This window comes from Bradyrhizobium sp. USDA 4451, from assembly GCF_054822585.1.
On the sequence record NZ_JBTRCH010000001.1, the window covers coordinates 2,390,894 to 2,407,054 of the forward strand.

Here is a 16,161-nt window from a genome sequence, read left to right on the forward strand (position 1 = left end):
CAACATTGCTCAGAATGATCCGGGGCGGCATAGGTCCATCAAGGCTGCGCAGTATTGCATGTCCGTATCAATGCGCGCGGAGGCCGTTCTGCGCGGCCTGATCGGACCGCTAGGCATACCCGACCTATTTTCCCGGGCTGTAGGCAAGCCCCGGCGCGCTCTACGCTGCCAACCGCCGACCATGCGTTGCGACACACCTACATAATCGCTGCGACCGCGCTGGGCGCTCCGGACATTCTGTCCAGCATTCTGCTCGGGCATGCCGCGCTCGTATCAGCGGGCGCTACATCGGTGAGTTGGCCGTGCTGCGGTCGGCGGAGCTACGCGAGGCGCAAGAAAAGATCGGGCGGGAAAGGCGAGGGCCGCATGATGAGCCGCCGCAACGATCCACAGCACCACGCCTTGTGGGTCCGCACCACGGGTAAGTCACAGGGGCTCCGCATCTTCGATAGCGTGATCGTGCTGATCACAACGCTTTCCGCCGCTGCGAAGGCTTTGCGGCGGGTTTCCCAGTAGGCAACCTACGTCGGCGGACGAAGTCCCGGCGATGTCAGCCATTCGGTCATATATGCCGCTACTTATTCTGACGAGCCTTCCGCAAGGCCTCTTCACATTTGGCATCGGGCGGCAATTCTCTTGCCTCCGCGCGGAGACCCCTTCGCTTCCTGCTCTAATCGCTGTTCTAGTGGGACCGTTTGCACGAAACGGCGGCGACGCTTTGTCATCTGCGCGTCCCTCGTCTGATGCAGGCGGGAGCGCTTCTCAGTCTCTCAGTCACCGACGCCCACGAAGAAGTCTAGGCCGGCGATGAGTGCTGAGCCACCTTTGGCTCAGGCGCAGATGGTACTGGACGATTTCCTGCGCCATGTCCTAATGCTCACCAAGATCCAGATGCGGTCCGATACGTCGAACGGGTTTGGGTCTTTGGCAGCTTGATGAGAGGTGAGGAGGCAGTAGGAGACATCGATCTAGCGCTCGAAACGAGTCGGCGCCCAGAAGATCTCGCGGATTATGCTTTGATGAAGCGGCATCTCAAGGAGCTTCTGTCGCGCCGCGACGACGTTCCGACCAGCCGCGGCCTGGTCTGGTCGGCAGAAGCATGGATAGCGGAACGCGCTCTTTATGGATCACGGCGGCATCCACTCCTCGCCGGGGTCCAATCCGATGTCGGCGATATCGTCGACCTAGGTGTCTGGTCCCGGAGTGTGGGGGAATCAGTCAAACTGGTCCTTCATTCCGGGAGGACCTATGGGCCAGATACTCCATGGCAGCGCCACGACCACGCACGCGATCCGAGCGGCAATACAGCGATCGAAGGCTCCGCTCAAAGAGCTAGCCGCCCAGCACGGGCTCAACCAAAAGACGGTCGCCAAGTGGCGTAAGCGCACCTTTGTCCACGATGCGCCGATGGGGCCAAAGACCGTGCGCTCGACCGTGCTTTCTGCCGAGGAAGAGGCGATGGTCGTCGCCTTCCGCAAGCACACGCTCCTGCCTTTGGATGACTGTCTCTATGCGCTGCAGGCGGCGATCCCGCATCTCACGCGCTCGTCCTTGCACCGCTGCCTGCAACGTCACGGGATCAGCCGCTTACCCGAGATCGCCGGCGACAAGCCCGCCAGGCAACCCTTCAAGCGCTACGCCATTGGCTACTTCCACATCGATATCGCTGAGGTCCGCACCGAGGAAGGCAAACTCTATCTCTTCGTGGCGGTGGACCGGACCGCCAAATACGCCTTCGCCCGGCTGGTGAAGAAGGCCACGGGTGCAGCAGCCAGGGCCTTCCTCGAAGAACTGGTGGCGGCCGTCCCTTTCCGGATCCACACTGTACTAACCGACAACGGTATCCAGTTCGCCCTGCCTAAGAATCGTGATGGCGCCACTGCAAGCTGGCGCGGCCATCCCTTCGACCGGGTCTGCCTGGGACACGGCATCGAGCATCGCCTGACCAAGCCCAATCATCCTTGGACTAACGGTCAGGTCGAGAGAATGAACCGCACGCTCAAGGAGGCAATAGTCCGGCGATACCACTACGAGACCCACGAGCAATTGGAAGATCACCTCGCTGCCTTCCTTGATGCTTACAACTTCGCCAGACGCCTTAAGACCCTGCTTGGTCTCACGCCCTATGAAGCTATCTGCAAAGCATGGGCCGACGAACCAAACCGCTTCAGGATCGATCCCATCCACTTGAATGAACACCTAGGGGTTCCCTGCCGCCTCATCTACGACCGAGCGAGAGGCCGACAGGTTAACGATCCGATATTGTCTCGCCATCCTCAGTCCAATGGGCGCCAAAATAACTTGGCCCCACCTGCCGAGATGCCGGATTTTACTCCGAACGGTTTGCGCCCGATGGATGGTCGGTGGGTGGCGGGGTTCTCCAAATGGGGCGGTGTTTCTCCGTACGACATCTTTCGCGGTTGGACAGACGATGCACACAAGTTGTTCCCTCGCTACCCCGAGGGATTGCGCATTGTCGGGGACAATCGCGATTTTTCTAGCTATCCGTGGGTCCCAAACGTCTGACAATCGGAGGATTCGATGGTCGGGAAGCGGTCGCGCTGGTCAATGCTACGCCCTTAAAGGGCACCAGCATTGTACTCCGACGCAAAGTTGAACAGGGCTCCGACAATTGGATCCTGCACGGTTGGTTCGAACATGCGGAATTTTATCGAAGCCGCAAGCGGGTTGACTATTCAACGCTTCCTGACCTCGCAGCCGCAGCAGCTTTGATCCTCGCGGTCGACGCTGAAAGGATGCTGCGCCGAGCTGCTCAGGAGGCAGCTGGGGCGGGAATCCAAATATCGTCAGACGTGATCTCGACGAAGATATGAACGCGCGCTTCATCGACGCCGTGCATAACGACTTGCAAGCGCGCAGGATCAGAATCGAACCGGCGGGATGGAGTAGCCCACTGGCCTCCGTTGTCCGCGCTTAGTGCCTGTTTTCCATTCACAGTCCCGGCCCTCGGCATGAGTTGCATCGTGTCGAGACATGATGCATCCGTGCCACGTCCGCGTTTCACCGCGCGAGTACATCTGATTGGCAGCTTCGTTCCACGAGGCGACCCAAGTGTGGCAAGGCCGCCGCTTTTGGGCGAAGAGACCGACGTCTGATTCGCGCATAAAACTTCAATTGGGCGCGACCGACTGTGTTCTGAGTGAGCGTTGACGGTGCGCTGAGGCGGCCGTAGCTGGCGGCAGGCAGCCAGAAATGCTGGAGCTTTCTGGCTGCGGGCGGGATTTGTGAGGAATCGCAAGGGAATAGACACGAATTTCAGGTACAATCGGTTGCCAAAACGTTAAAGTGGACAATGCTGGCAAATGCAACCAGGCCGGCATTAATCAATTAGACTGAAGACCCATGTCGACCGCTCGTCACATTGTCAGTTTGCTGAAGAGCCACATTGCCGGTGACGGGGAGCGTTTCCTCGCCACCGCAATGCAGCTTGCCGCGCATGAGGCCCGGCAGGGTCATGGCAAGCTGGCGCAGGAACTGAAAGAGCTGATTGACCAGGCCAAGATAGCCGGCGCTGCACTGACCAAAACGGCGCGGCCAGTTCCCTTGGTCCAGCCGAAAGGCGAATTGGCCGGGCTGCTGCACGCCGGTTATCCGGACCTGCGTCTGACCGACATGGTTCTACCGAACGAATTGCGGCTTCGGCTCGATCGTGTGCTGATTGAACAAAGGCAGCAGCAGAACCTACGTGAGCACGGTCTGAAGCCGCGCCGCAAATTACTGCTTGTGGGACCGCCTGGCTCGGGCAAGACGATGACGGCGGCCGCCTTGGCCGGCGAACTCCACCTCCCATTGTTCACCATCGTCCTGGATGGTCTGATCACGAAGTTCATGGGCGAGACGGCTGGAAAGCTACGGCTCGTCTTCGACGCCATGCAGGCAACACGCGGGGTCTACTTCTTCGACGAGTTCGACGCGATCGGCGCCCGGCGCGGCGAGCGCCAAGACGTCGGCGAATTCGCCGTGTCTTGAACTCCTTCCTGCAATTCCTGGAGCAGGATGAAAGCCACGGCCTCGTCGTAGCTGCGACCAACCATCCCGAGCTGTTGGACAAGGCGCTCTTCCGTCGTTTCGACGATGTCATTGAATACGCGTTGCCTGACTCGGTCCTGACTCAGGCCTTGCTGCAGGCGCGCCTCGACCGTTTTGACACTCGCGGTGTCACCTGGAGCCAGGCCGTCGAGCAAGCGCACAATTTATCTCAGGCCCAAATTGTAAGAACAGCGGACGACGCGGCCAAAACGATACTCTTGCGGGGCGGGAAACGGATAACATCGGAGGCGCTCGTTCAAGCGCTGATGGAGCGCCGACGGGCCTCGCTGTCTGATTAGCGACAGCACAGGTCGTAATGGCAGACAATTTTCCTCGGGACCGACCCCATATCCGTCTTCGCGACAACGGTGTTCGAGAACCGTATCGGCGGCCCAAGCAGAAAATCGAACCGCCTGCAGTACCTGAACGCGATCGTGCGGGCCATGCAGCGGCATTGATCCAGTCTGTTGGACAGGCCATTCAGGCGGCTCGCGTGCAGATCGACGCTCGCGAACTCGACCTGGCGGTAGGGGGGCCAGGGTTTTATCTCGATATCGAATTGCCGGTTCGCGAGCGCATCGCTCTAGATCAGTTAGCCGATCGACGGCAGAAGATGGAAGTTGTCGCAGTTCATGAACCGGTAGGAGAAGGGGAGCCGCTGCGCGCTTCCGTTTTCGTTCCGCAACAAGCGGAGAACTACTATCTGCGGAAGGTCGAGGCCTATCGCGACTCTGACACCAAGAAAGGAAGGCCGCGAAACGAGCCGCTTGTGTCGCGGATTCAGACCGTGCGTCTGGCAACGGCACGATCACTGTACACCGACGAAGATGCGCTTTTCCCGCAGCAACCGAACGAACAGGTCTGGTGGGAGATTTGGCTGCGCAAAGGGCGCCGAGAGAATTTCGAGCGCATAGCCCAAGCGCTGGACATCACCCTGCGCGCACATGCTGTCAAGTTTCCCGAGCGAGAGGTCATGCTTGCGCTCGCTAGCGTGGCAACACTGGATCGGCTTGTTGCTCACAGTGATGTCGTGGCCGAGTTGCGACGCGCGAAGGATACGCCATCCTTCTTCATCGGCCTCGGGGGCGCCGAGCAGCGGGATTGGAGTGATGAACTGCTCGAACGCGTGGCGCCACCGGACAACGATGTCGCGGTTTGTTCTTGATAGCGGTGTGCGTCGAACTCATCCCTTGATCGAACCCGCTCTTGCCGCGGAAGACTGCCACACAATCAAGCCTACCTGGGGCTGCGATGACACCCCGGCGTGGCAAGGTCACGGGACGCGGATGGCCGGTGTCGGGCTCTATGGCGACCTTGTCCCTCTGCTCGTCGGAAGCGATCCGATTGCCTTGCCTTGCCTTGCCTTGCCTTACCGACTGGAGAGCGTTCGTATTCTGCCGCCCGAGGACGAGGCGAACGATCCTGAGCTCTATGGAGCGGTCACCGGAGAGGCGATTGCTCGCGCCGAGATCCAGGCGCCGACGCGGCGCCGGGCCATAGCTATGGCGGTTACCAGCGCAAACCCGGCGCGTGAGCGACCGACATCGTGGTCAGCGGCGGTCGACCAACTCTGCTTTGAGGAGGATCAGCGGCGTCTGATTATCCTGTCCGCGGGAAACATCGCCGAGGATCTGACGCCTGCTGATCACCTCACACGCAATGATCTCGAGGCTATCGACGATCCGGCACAGGCGTGGAATGCGCTGACGGTTGGTGCTTACACTGAGAAACTGGATATCATCGATCCTGAGTTCGCCGGCTACGCGCCGATCGCTCCGGCAGGCGAGCTATCGCCGCGTAGCAGGACTTCTGTTGTTTGGGACCGGCAATGGCCTGTGAAACCCGATGTCGTGTTCGAAGGTGGCAACCTCGCGGCAGGAGGGACGAGTGCAAAGTGCTGCTCGATATGGGCGGACGGTTCGACGCGTACTGCCGCTGCAAGACTTGAAGACGCTGCCAGAGGATCAGCAGAATCGCCTTCGCTCTGCTGGCAGCTTAACAGGTCGAGCGGGAAGCTTCAGACAGGTTCGCGGTACGATGCGACAGTCCCACGATATGGTCACCACATGCTGGAGAGGAACAGGCGACGCGCAGGAAGCCACGACAACGCGACCGCGGGCGAGCAGCCGAGCGGAACAGTTAGGCAACTCGGCATGAACTTTCCAGGCATCTTGAAACTCTGGTGCCAGCAGGATCGGTGCTCTCAACAGCTTGTAGAGCGACCGCCGACGATAACGTGCCCGACGCCCTCGCGCCCCAAGAGGATGCTGAAGCCGAAGTGAGAAGCATCGGGGAGACCTGGTAGGCGAACTAGGCGTTCCGGTGGATCAATATGAATGTGATAATCCGCCTCTCGCTGACGCTTTTGCCTACATTGCTGTGAAGCTACCGAGATCTGATGAAGAGAGCTTTGGTGAATACGTGCGCTACCGATCGACGGACGTCACTCGCACATAGACAACGTCGACTCCCAGCGGGTCGGTAATCGGTTCATCGCTGGGAGGAGGAATTTAATCGAAAGTCTGAGGTCGCTCGGAGCCGAAGATAACCAAGGGCTGAATCGATGAGCCAGTCAATGAAGCACTCGGTCACAGCCACTCACCATAGTACTTCAACCACACCAGTCGAATTCCGAGAACTGCGCTGGGCAATCGCCGCGTCTCAGCACCGGAGCTTGCGTCAAACAGCAGAGACGCTTCGAATCAAGCAGCCTACCCTTAGTCGTCGCCTAAGAAACCTCGAATACAAGTTAGGTGTCACGCTTTTCGAGCGCACAAAAGGCGCCACCCGCCCGACCGTCGAGGGGTACGAATTCCTCGATGCCGCTCGGCGCATAGTGGATGATACCGAAAGGATCGCGGCTCGCCTCAAGAGCCACTCGCGCGGCGAGAGCGGTCGATTGACCATCGGCATCCACACATCCCTCTCAGCTGGAAATTTACGAGCCACGCTCCTTGAGCACCGGCACCGTTTTCCGGGTGTCGAAACGCATCTCGTAGATGGAGCGAGCGATCATCCAATTTCCGACCTCACCAACTCAGCCATTGACGTCGCCTTCGTAGCCACGCCCAATGCGGGGGAGAACGAGAGGTCATTGTTGCTCTGGAGCGAGCGTATAGTCGCCGCGCTGCCAGCGAGCCATCGGCTGACAGGCCGTGATGTGGTTCACTGGGGCGAACTAATGGGCGAACCGATTCTGACGTCACAACGCGGCCCCGGACCGGAATTTCACAAGCTACTCATCAGCAAATTGAAATCTTACGATCCTTGCCCGTTGCTACGCCATGATCTGTCGCTCGACCGGCTTCTCACCCTGGTCAGCGTAGACTGGGGCATCTTGCTGGCATTGGAAAGCGCAACGGGCGCAGCCTATCCGGGTGTCATCTTCCGCGAGGTTCATGATGCCGACGGGCCGACGCGGCTGAACTTCCACGCACATTGGCGCCAGGCCAATTCGAATCCATCGCTGCGTTCCTTCCTCGATTTGCTTCGGGAGCGCTATCCCGACCTCTCGGCTAATCTGGAGACGAATTGAGGCGCATTTCGCCGTGTTTTCGCGAACGCATCTGCGCACTGGATCGGTCCAAATCAGCTGCTCGATCCTCCCGTGCGCTTCCGCATCGTCCTGGCCAAAGGCGGTTGCGATGGAGGCAGAGGAGACCGCTCTTGCCAGCGTGGGCCAGCGCCTTACGCATAAAGTGCACGCGCCAGCACCGAGAATCTCGCGCCGGCAATCGCTGTCGACGCCGACCGCGACGTTATCGCGACCGACGCGATTGCGCCCCTTTGGCGCACCTTTACGTAGGTGGTGTCGATCCACAGATAGGGCCAGTCGCTCTCGATCGGGCGAGCGAGGAATGCCTTCGCCTTGTCGTCGATCTCCGCTCACAGCCGCGAGACCTGGCGCTTGGAGATCCTGCTAATCCCCATGACCTGGACAATTCGTCCACCGAGCGGGTTTGAGACGCCTTGCACATAGGCTTCCTGCACCACGGCGATGAGCGCCTTCTCGGCCATCCGGCGCGGCTCTAAAAAGCCGGGGAAATAGGAACCCCTTGCGCAGCTTGGGGAGACGAAGCTCGACCGCGCCGGCGAGGATCTCCCAGGTCCGGTCGCGGTAGCCGTTGCGCGCAGCTTTACGCTACCGAGCAACACCATCACTGGGGGACAAGACCCGAGCCCGAGACTGAAGTGGACCGGATTGATCTGCCATCGAGGATCAACGACCACCTCACACCGTCCTTTGCGGCTGCTCCTCAATAAGCGGCAGTCGAGTCTCCCCTGGCGCTGCTGCCTCTCTCGGCCAGCTTTCACGGCCCGCGTTGTAGGCGACTGCAGCGGCTCATCACGCATCACTTTCATATCTCTGAGCGAGTGCATCAGCCTTGGCACCGCATTTGACAGCGCCGTTTGGACTGCAAGGCGATCCTCTCTCTGAGATCGCCCGGTAAGGTCTCACAGTCGAGGTCTATCGAAACTTCTAGTTCTATCCATCTGCTTTTACCCAGGGAGGTGCTGCTTAGCCCCTATACGCCTTTGCGACATGCCATTTCGGATGTTTTCCCCATCTGGAAACCCTACTCTCCGCGACATAGCCCCGGAACCTCAAAGCATGACCAATGACCGCATGAGCGCTATCCTTGCGCATCAATTTTCGCAAAATCCATCACACCGTCTCGGCCGTCCAAATCGAGCTCCCCTTGAACTCGCCCATGCAACCGATCTCGCATCAACCTGCTGCTCCTGCCTCTCGAACCAATCGCTGATTGAGCGCGGTACGCCATTGTGGCGGCCTGCCGTTCGCGACCGACACAACTCGGCGATCAGCGATCTGCTTCCCCTCGGCTCGCGTTACTATCGCCGCAGAATTGCCATCGGGACACTTACCGGAATCTGGCAGACTGAATAATTCGCGGTCAGCACTGCTCACGTTGTATTTCGTCGTCAAGTCAGGTCCTTGCGATCGAAGCTACAAAAAGTGGCAGGTGTCGGATATTGAAGGTCGTGCTATCTTCTGCGGGTTAATCACAACTTTACAGTTCAGAGAGGAAAGCAATGGCATCGACCGTAGCTGAAGACGAGAAACGCCGCACACAACAAGGGCCGCCGTTGGCCCAAGCATCGGCTGCTGGGCCAAGTGGCGCCGCCGAACACACTAAGGAGTCGACGACAGCCACGCGCGCTTCATTCGTGTTTCCAGAATGGCAGAAGTCGATCGAAGCAACGACAAACTTCTTCGCGGCGGCTTTGAAGGACAGTTTGAGGTTGACTGCTTCCTCTTTGCACGATCACGCCAATTTTCTAAGAGTCGTTGCCGAGGTAAAAACGCCCTCCGAGTTGCTAAAAAGCTATCTGGACTTGGCAGAGCGATCTTGGTCCAGATCGTTCAGTGAAGGCTCGAAGTTATTGGATAATCTCAAGATACAACAACATCAGCGGTGAGCAGTTGAATCAATGGATGTGATATGAGTGACGACGAGATTGGGGCGGTCGCCTGTACTTTCCCAAGATTGCCTGATCGGCCAGTTCTGATGGCAACGCGCCTTCAGAATAAAAACGGCATTTTCGAGCGTCGGTGGTCAGCTCGTTGTCGCCGGTTGCTGAAGATACGGATACGGTTGTTAAAGGCAGCAAAGCCCGGCTAAGCATTGGTGCGCGCGCAGAGTCCGCTCCGCGGCTGCAGGCGCATCTCGAAAGAACTCGGAACCGCGAGAAGGTCGCTGGCGGGTGTTTTTTTTAAGCGGTAAGCTGAGGCCATCAGTTGGCGTAGTTCAGAGGCGTAAGCGCGTCGATTCCGCTGCTTGGCCAACCGTTAGCGATACGTTGAAGTTGTACGGCGCGCCAATCGAACGGATTGACGTTGTTCATTTTCGCCGTCTGCAGCAGCGTTGCGACAGCCGCCCAGTTTTGCCCGCCGCCGTCGCGGCCAGCGAAGGGGCAAATTTGTTTCTCGTACTCGTTTGTGGCCTGATGGCCCTTTCGACAATAACAATATTGGAGTCGAGCTAAATGCGAGTGTCGGCCAGCAAGTGTTCGAAGATGGCACGGCGTGAGACGGCATAGCGGATCGCCTCGGCCAGTTTTGATTTGCCGGAGATCCGCCGCAAGGTCTGCTGCTAGAGATCGAAGAGATCTGCGACGATCGCGGCGGAGGCTTGTCGGCGCGTGGCGATGCTTGCGTCGGGGCTTGGACGGCGCACGGTCTTCTCGACTTGCCGAAGCTTCGTCATCCGCTCGACCAATGTGATGCCATCGTTGCCGCGATTAGATCGCGCGAGCTTGTTATAGGCGGCATAGCCGATGGAGCGGAACGGCATCGATTGTGCCAAAATGTGGGTGTTCAAACCACGGCCAGGAGGACGTACGTGGACAAGGTCCGTGGACGAGGTTAGCATCATTAGTTTGGTTGGGCCAAAGTTCCCGATTCACGGAGCTGGGTACGCCGAGACGGACGGCACCGTCGAGCGTTACGATCTCTTGGGCGGCAAGTGCTACATCTACAAGCGAAGTGCCGACAGCAGTTCTGGCAGGTCGCCGCGGGCGTCGCGAACCGCAGCCATCGGACCAGCACTAAACTCGAAGGAATTTCGAACGCGAACCAATTCGCCGCGGAATGGTACCTTCGAAGACGCCGCGGAACATTTTCTCCACGAATTTCAGTGCTGACCGAGGGGCGTCGCAGCCCCTCTACATCGCGGGTCGCGAACAACGCCGCAAGTATCTCATCTCATCACATTCGGCGACCAAACTGCTCCATCACCTTCGGCATGATCGCGGAATACCGCATCGATCGCATAAGAAGGAGAGTTATCGCTATCAGGGCGAAGAAGGGTTGCGACTTCATCATCTTCATGGCGAATATCAGCTTGGGACCTGATGATGCAAAGCGACTAGAGTACCACGATGTTTCGATCGTCAACGATCGCGAAGCAGGTGAGCGCATTCTGGAAATTGAAGTCCGCGGCAAGCGCGGCGTCTGCTACTGCAAGAGCATGCCTAGCATGCCGTTGCGCCCTTCCTGCGGCTCCGCACGCGAAACAAGGCCAAGCCGACCACCGCTTGTTCCCGAACAACCAGTATTTCCTCCTAATACCATCCTTGAAAAGCAGGAGCTTAAGTTCGACCGCGAGGGAAGCGCCGCGCGGCCTGCAGTCCGCGGCACACGTACGTCTGCTTGCGGCTGATGGAAGGTGCCGACAGAATCGCCGTACCAGCGTCGGGATACTGTTACTTCGCACATAAAAAATCAGCTGAGCGCAGCGGCAATCAACCTCAAACGTGTTTCCCGACATGAAGAGGAAGAAGGTCGCGCCAGCAGCGACGCAGGGTGCAAAGCGGCGCGCGCGACATGACCGAGGCGCTCGGCTCGCACGACTTTTGCGAGTCGCAGAAACTCACGTCACTCACAAGAACTCGGCGTGCAGATAACTAGGTTAGCCAAAGCAGAGCTGCGACGCCAACAAGCGAAGCAGTTTCCGCAGGCTTTCACGGTGCGTTGCGACGCACCATATACCTTGCATATCTGTCGTAGGTAGCGAGCGCTTTGCTGAGAGTGGCGTCCTCGAACGTGTGGAAACCATGACGCTCCCAGAATTGTTCTGAATCATTCACCGCTACCAATGAGACATTCGGAAAGCGGGCTTCCGTTGCGTGGGCAATGAGTTGGCGCACTGCGTCGGAAGCCGCACCATTGGCCCGTGCCGCCGGCAACAGGGCGATGTCATGGACATAGTAGGTTGACCCAGGTACCGGCAGTTTCTTCAAAAGGGCGTTGAGCGCGGGTGGCTGCCTAAATTGCCACGGGTGGCTGACGACGTAGCCAACAATTCCGGCACGTCGGCCCCTTGAGAACGAAGCATCCCTTGGGATAGAGCCGCAGACGTTCAGCAAAAACCTCCGCGTCTTCGCGATAGTTCAGGTGAACACGACCCGCGACACTGTTCACCCCCTGAAGATCCCGAGTTTCCATCGCACGCCAGGGCATCTACGTGTGCTTCCAATGAAATTCCAAGCGCCGAATAATCCATTAGCTTGCAACGCCTGTCCAGATCGACGTCCATTGAGGTGCCACGGCCGCGATCCAATCCTAACACCTTGGCGACAGGCACAGACCGGGTTATGAAGCCCTTGGCATGCGGGCGTGGCGAAGTTGGTAGATGCAACGGACTTAGGCTAAAACTTGAGTGCTCCCAGGGGAAACCCGGGATGCAGAACTGCTCAAATTCGAGGAATCCTTCGCTAGTAATCCCGAGCCAAGCCTCGCACAACCTTGGCAAACCACTCTCCTCCACCTAATCGAAGTTTTGATGCTCAAAGGCGCTGCGCCGGAGCAGTCCCTAGTCAAGCATCAAGGTTCTCAGGTACCAGTTCTTCATCGAGATCCGCCTCAATTCCGGCCACTCGTTACCGTTCGACGTGGCCCTGACAATCCCAACAAGGTTGCCCGGACGCGCCACGCCCAAGGTGGCAGGCGATTGGTTGATGCCGGACGATCAATGGGACCATCCTGAACTGAGTAATGCCGAGGCCATCAAGTTGATGGATGGATGGCTCGACCTGGAGATTCTCAAGCCTTACGACTATCGCATGGCCATCACGTACTTTATGATGGCCCAGGGCGACTTCAGCGACGAGTTACAGCTCCAGAAATTCGAGATAGGCAAAGACGCCTATTGGAAGCCATTTGTGGCTTATCTGTTTGGATTTGACGAGTCCTCAGTTCAACGCAAGTACGAGCTCGACGCTTCGATTACCTGGAAGAGCAGCGCAAGAAGTTGACGTGGTGGTCGCCACCGCACGGGAGGTCCGTGAGAGTGACGCGAACGTGGTCAAGTTGTCGATGAAATCAAGGCCATGGTCGCGAAACCAACAACCATCTACGAGAACTTCCGGCGTGTTTTTAACGGCTATTACGCGTGTTAAATCACGAAGGCATTTTCTATTTCTACGTCAACAAAGCGGCAACTTTGATTACACCATCGGCCTGGGCCTGCCCGGCCAAACCGGCAACACTTCCAGTCAGAAAGGGACGAGCTACAAAAAGCTGGTCTGCGCTCTCTTCGATTTGGCTCTGCTGAAGGTGTAGAGGACGTCGGTTTCTTTCACTTTGTGTACCACGATGGCATTTTCGAGGCTTTGGACGACGGAAAGAAGCTAGCGCTGTTGGAGATCGTGCGTGTCTGACTGCGACGAAGAAAACGCAATACATAATGACACTGATAGCTTCAGATCTCCCGCGCATCGAGGAGAAGTCTCCCCCACCTTCTCACCGGACGAAATCATACTCCGCCTTCACGACGACGGAGCCGATGGCCTCCTCTTCAAGATGGCGGAGTTCTAGCTTCGGAAGAGGTTCCGCCGCAGCGGGAGTGCCAGCATGAGCGGCTACCAGCGAGCACGTGCAAACCGTGAAGGAACTGTCTCGCGCAGCCTTGCGAATGGACGATTTCGCCCGAGACCGGCTCCTTGCAACTCACGCCTACACGTACAGTTAACAATGCAGCCTTCCGGTTGCACAGGATAGGAGCAAAGCGCCTCGCTCAGAGAACGATGATATTTATCGAGCCGCTGTGCGGGCTTTCGTGGTGTCGAAGTGGTTCAGCATTAGCTCACCCAAAACCGCCGGGTTGAGGATTGGGACTTCCTTGCCGTCGCGCAGCCTGCCGATTGCCATAAGTAGCTTGCGTATGTCATAGGTCGAATTGAAGACCTCCGGCACACCACGTTCAACGTTCAGGAGCGTGTAGACGGCCTCCATCGCCGTGCGAACCGAATATTCGGTCGTGAAGATGCAATCGCGCTCCGCCGACTCGGCGAATTGGCCGATAAAAGCAAAGTTAGCAGCCCCTGTGGGCACAACGTTTGGCCGGTCCCCCGCCTGCCGCGGCATGAAGAAAGAGGTGACATACGGCATCATCACCGGCACTGTCCTGGCGGCGGTTGCGGCGAGTTCTGGTATGTCCTCGACCGGCGCGCCGAGGTGATACAGCCATTCCTGGGTGATTTCCTCGCCTGTGCAATCTTGCATCGGTTTGTTGACGTAGTCTCCAGGTTCGTCGACAAAAAGTGAGTAGACCCAAACGACGACCTGATCGCTGGGCTGGTGCTTGAAATGCGGCTGGCGGTTTACGGTCCAACTGAGGAGCCAGCTCGAATCCTTCGCCGTAACGATGCCTCCTGTGACGACCTTGCCGCTGAACGGATCGCGTTTGGCGATCTTGCGGATATATCCCGGAATGCGCGCGTCCAGAGTCGTGACAGTCGCCGATTCCCATTTGGTAGCGGGGATATTACCTCCGAAGACGTCCGGGCGGCCGAAGGCCGCGTCCTTGGCCGCTATGCGGCGCCACAGATCCCATGCAGGCGCCGGGCCTTCATCGAGTTTGGAGGGCGTGTGATGGTCTCCCTTGTCCGAGTTCTCGGTGAGCGATCCGATCGTCATGAATACAAGATCATCGGCGCCAAGGGAGACGCGGCCCGCGACACCTTCCTCCAACCAGTAAATGGTGGTGGCCTGCTTGCGTCCGGCCTTTAGGTCGAAATCGACATCAGTAACTTCGACGTCGTAGCGGAAGTTGACGCCTTCCTCGAGCAGCCATTTGCACAGCGGTAGAACCAGGGATTCATACTGATTGTACTTAGTAAACTTTAGCGCGCTGAAATCCGGCAGGCCGCCGATATGGTGGACGAACCGATGCAGATAGAGCTTCATCTCAAGTGCGGAATGCCATTCCTCGAAAGCGAACATTGTGCGCCAATAGAGCCAGAAATTGCTGATAAAGAAATCCGTTCCGAATACTTCGTCGATCCGCTTATTTTGCATCTCCTCGCGGGAGGCCAGAAAGATAGAAATCATTTCCTTCTGCGCGGCTTCGTTCAACGTGAAGAGGCCATCGGTATGGGCATCCTGTCCCTGGTTCACCGTCACCCGCTGAAGTGAATAGTTTGGATCATCCTTGTTCAACCAGTAGAATTCGTCGAGTACGCTGGCCCCCTCGATTTCGAGCGACGGGATCGATCGGTACAAATCCCATAGACACTCGAAATGATCTTCCATTTCACGGCCACCCCGGATCACGAAACCTCGCTTCAGGTCGTGGCTACCGTCGAGCGCTCCGCCGGGTATCTTCAGCCGCTCCAGTATAGTGATCCGATCGCCACGCATATGGCCATCACGGATCAGAAAAGCCGCGCCTGAAAGCGCGGCCAGACCCGAACCAACAAACCACGCCGTCTTGTTATCCACACCTTTGGGTTTGCGAGGGCGCGCGAATGCTTCGTAATTGCCGCTACAGTAATACATGGCGACATTCCATCCGACTGGATTAATCGACTAACGAGATGGCTCAGCAAAAGATGTTCTCGGGCGCCAGGCATTTACGCGGGACGCCGATCGTCAGACCGCCGTCGACGACGATCTCGGAACCGGTAACGTAACTCGACTCGTCGCTGAGCAAAAACAGGACAGCCTGCGACACCTCTTGCGGCTCGGCTGGTCGGCCAAGCGGTATGGGGAAAAGCGAGGAATCGAAGCTCTCGGTCATTGGGCTGGCGATAAGGCCGGGATGGATCGAGTTGACGCGTACGCATGAGGCTACGGCCTCCAACGCAGCGGACTTGGTTATGCCTCGCACGCCGAACTTGGAAGCAACATAGGCATGAAGCCCGGCACTGCCCCGCAACCCCTCAACCGACGAGATGTTAACGATCGAACCTCCGCCCGCACGCCTGATGGCTGGCAGAGCCGCCTGCATTCCCAGAAATACACCGGTGAGATTGACAGCCAGGGTCTCATTCCACCGATCGAGCGGGAACTGCTCTAGGGGCGCAATGTTGGCGATCCCCGCATTGTTGACTAGGCCATGCAGCAGGCCGAAGCCAAGCTCCGCGCTTGCAATTGCCTTGGCCCAGTCCTCTGGCCGGGTAACGTCTTGATGGACGTAGACGGCCGAGCTGCCGAGTTCAGCGGCGAGAGCCTCTCCCTCGGTATGAAGAATATCAGTGATTACAACCTTGGCTCCCTCAGCCACCAGCAGGCGGGCATGAGCCGCCCCCATACCGCGAGCCGCGCCCGTTACAATGATGACTTTGTTATTCACACGTCCCATGAGG

11 protein-coding genes and 5 pseudogenes are annotated in these 16,161 nt (G+C 58.1%); 10 read left to right on the top strand and 6 right to left on the bottom strand.

Features of this window, described 5'->3' with window-relative positions:
* Positions 1–366 precede the first annotated feature (366 nt).
* From ACVMB0_RS11035 to ACVMB0_RS11060, 6 genes and pseudogenes are all read left to right on the top strand, one after another.
* The gene (locus ACVMB0_RS11035; protein ID WP_456854767.1) at positions 367–516 is read left to right on the top strand and encodes a hypothetical protein; all 150 of its coding nucleotides are present in this window, start codon (positions 367–369) and stop codon (positions 514–516) included.
* A 732-nt stretch (positions 517–1,248) separates the two neighbouring features.
* Positions 1,249–2,187: pseudogene (locus ACVMB0_RS11040) on the top strand (IS481 family transposase); the annotation flags it as partial.
* Between the two features lie 1,176 nt (positions 2,188–3,363).
* Positions 3,364–4,349, top strand: a pseudogene (locus ACVMB0_RS11045) (AAA family ATPase).
* A gap of 17 nt (positions 4,350–4,366) precedes the next feature.
* Positions 4,367–5,215, top strand: a complete 849-nt coding sequence (locus ACVMB0_RS11050) for a hypothetical protein (RefSeq protein WP_461346236.1) — start codon at positions 4,367–4,369, stop codon at positions 5,213–5,215.
* Positions 5,160–6,332: a S8 family peptidase gene (locus tag ACVMB0_RS11055; protein WP_461346237.1), complete on the top strand. Its 1,173-nt coding sequence runs from the start codon at positions 5,160–5,162 to the stop codon at positions 6,330–6,332. The genes ACVMB0_RS11050 and ACVMB0_RS11055 overlap by 56 nt, the downstream gene beginning before the upstream one ends.
* A 293-nt stretch (positions 6,333–6,625) precedes the next feature.
* On the top strand, positions 6,626–7,585 hold the full coding sequence (locus ACVMB0_RS11060; RefSeq protein ID WP_461346238.1) for a LysR family transcriptional regulator: 960 nt from the start codon (positions 6,626–6,628) through the stop codon (positions 7,583–7,585).
* 152 nt (positions 7,586–7,737) lie between these two features.
* On the opposite strand, the pseudogene ACVMB0_RS11065 reads toward ACVMB0_RS11060, so the two are convergent.
* Positions 7,738–8,067 (bottom strand): annotated as a pseudogene (locus ACVMB0_RS11065) (transposase).
* A pseudogene (locus tag ACVMB0_RS11070) lies at positions 7,970–8,176 on the bottom strand (hypothetical protein); the annotation flags it as partial. The pseudogenes ACVMB0_RS11065 and ACVMB0_RS11070, both read right to left, overlap by 98 nt.
* Before the next feature lie 929 nt (positions 8,177–9,105).
* On the opposite strand from ACVMB0_RS11070, the gene ACVMB0_RS11075 reads away from it, so the two are divergent.
* Positions 9,106–9,492 (top strand): hypothetical protein, encoded by a 387-nt coding sequence (locus tag ACVMB0_RS11075; protein WP_461346239.1) that lies wholly within the window; start codon positions 9,106–9,108, stop codon positions 9,490–9,492.
* 315 nt (positions 9,493–9,807) lie between these two features.
* On the opposite strand, the pseudogene ACVMB0_RS11080 reads toward ACVMB0_RS11075, so the two are convergent.
* Positions 9,808–10,349, bottom strand: a pseudogene (locus ACVMB0_RS11080) (IS66 family transposase); the annotation flags it as partial.
* 360 nt (positions 10,350–10,709) lie between these two features.
* Between ACVMB0_RS11080 and ACVMB0_RS11085 the strand changes: the two are divergent.
* On the top strand, positions 10,710–11,234 hold the full coding sequence (locus tag ACVMB0_RS11085) for a hypothetical protein (RefSeq protein ID WP_461346240.1): 525 nt from the start codon (positions 10,710–10,712) through the stop codon (positions 11,232–11,234).
* Between the two features lie 301 nt (positions 11,235–11,535).
* On the opposite strand, the gene ACVMB0_RS11090 is transcribed toward ACVMB0_RS11085, so the two are convergent.
* A complete protein-coding gene (locus tag ACVMB0_RS11090) occupies positions 11,536–11,940 on the bottom strand; it encodes a GNAT family N-acetyltransferase (protein WP_461346241.1) in 405 nt (134 codons plus the stop codon).
* 525 nt (positions 11,941–12,465) lie between these two features.
* On the opposite strand from ACVMB0_RS11090, the gene ACVMB0_RS11095 reads away from it, so the two are divergent.
* Positions 12,466–12,828 (top strand): hypothetical protein, encoded by a 363-nt coding sequence (locus ACVMB0_RS11095; protein WP_461346242.1) that lies wholly within the window; start codon positions 12,466–12,468, stop codon positions 12,826–12,828.
* 1 nt (position 12,829) lies between these two features.
* A complete protein-coding gene (locus ACVMB0_RS11100; protein WP_461346243.1) occupies positions 12,830–13,135 on the top strand; it encodes a hypothetical protein in 306 nt (101 codons plus the stop codon).
* 471 nt (positions 13,136–13,606) lie between these two features.
* Here the strand turns inward: ACVMB0_RS11100 and ACVMB0_RS11105 are convergent, their stop codons facing one another.
* Positions 13,607–15,352: an oleate hydratase gene (locus tag ACVMB0_RS11105; protein WP_456854940.1), complete on the bottom strand. Its 1,746-nt coding sequence runs from the start codon at positions 15,350–15,352 to the stop codon at positions 13,607–13,609.
* Between the two features lie 43 nt (positions 15,353–15,395).
* Entirely contained in the window at positions 15,396–16,157 is a 762-nt protein-coding gene (locus ACVMB0_RS11110) for a glucose 1-dehydrogenase (RefSeq protein ID WP_461346244.1), read from the bottom strand.
* Positions 16,158–16,161 lie beyond the last annotated feature (4 nt).

What these genes read in the sequence shown, in the direction of transcription:
- ACVMB0_RS11075 (WP_461346239.1), top strand. Translation starts at nt 9,106, where the DNA reads ATGGCATCGACCGTAGCTGAAGACGAGAAACGCCGCACACAACAAGGG.
- ACVMB0_RS11060 (WP_461346238.1), top strand. Translation starts at nt 6,626, where the DNA reads ATGAAGCACTCGGTCACAGCCACTCACCATAGTACTTCAACCACACCA.
- ACVMB0_RS11050 (WP_461346236.1), top strand. Translation starts at nt 4,367, where the DNA reads ATGGCAGACAATTTTCCTCGGGACCGACCCCATATCCGTCTTCGCGAC.
- ACVMB0_RS11110 (WP_461346244.1), bottom strand. Translation starts at nt 16,157, where the DNA reads ATGGGACGTGTGAATAACAAAGTCATCATTGTAACGGGCGCGGCTCGC.
- ACVMB0_RS11035 (WP_456854767.1), top strand. Translation starts at nt 367, where the DNA reads ATGATGAGCCGCCGCAACGATCCACAGCACCACGCCTTGTGGGTCCGC.
- ACVMB0_RS11105 (WP_456854940.1), bottom strand. Translation starts at nt 15,352, where the DNA reads ATGTATTACTGTAGCGGCAATTACGAAGCATTCGCGCGCCCTCGCAAA.
- ACVMB0_RS11055 (WP_461346237.1), top strand. Translation starts at nt 5,160, where the DNA reads ATGAACTGCTCGAACGCGTGGCGCCACCGGACAACGATGTCGCGGTTT.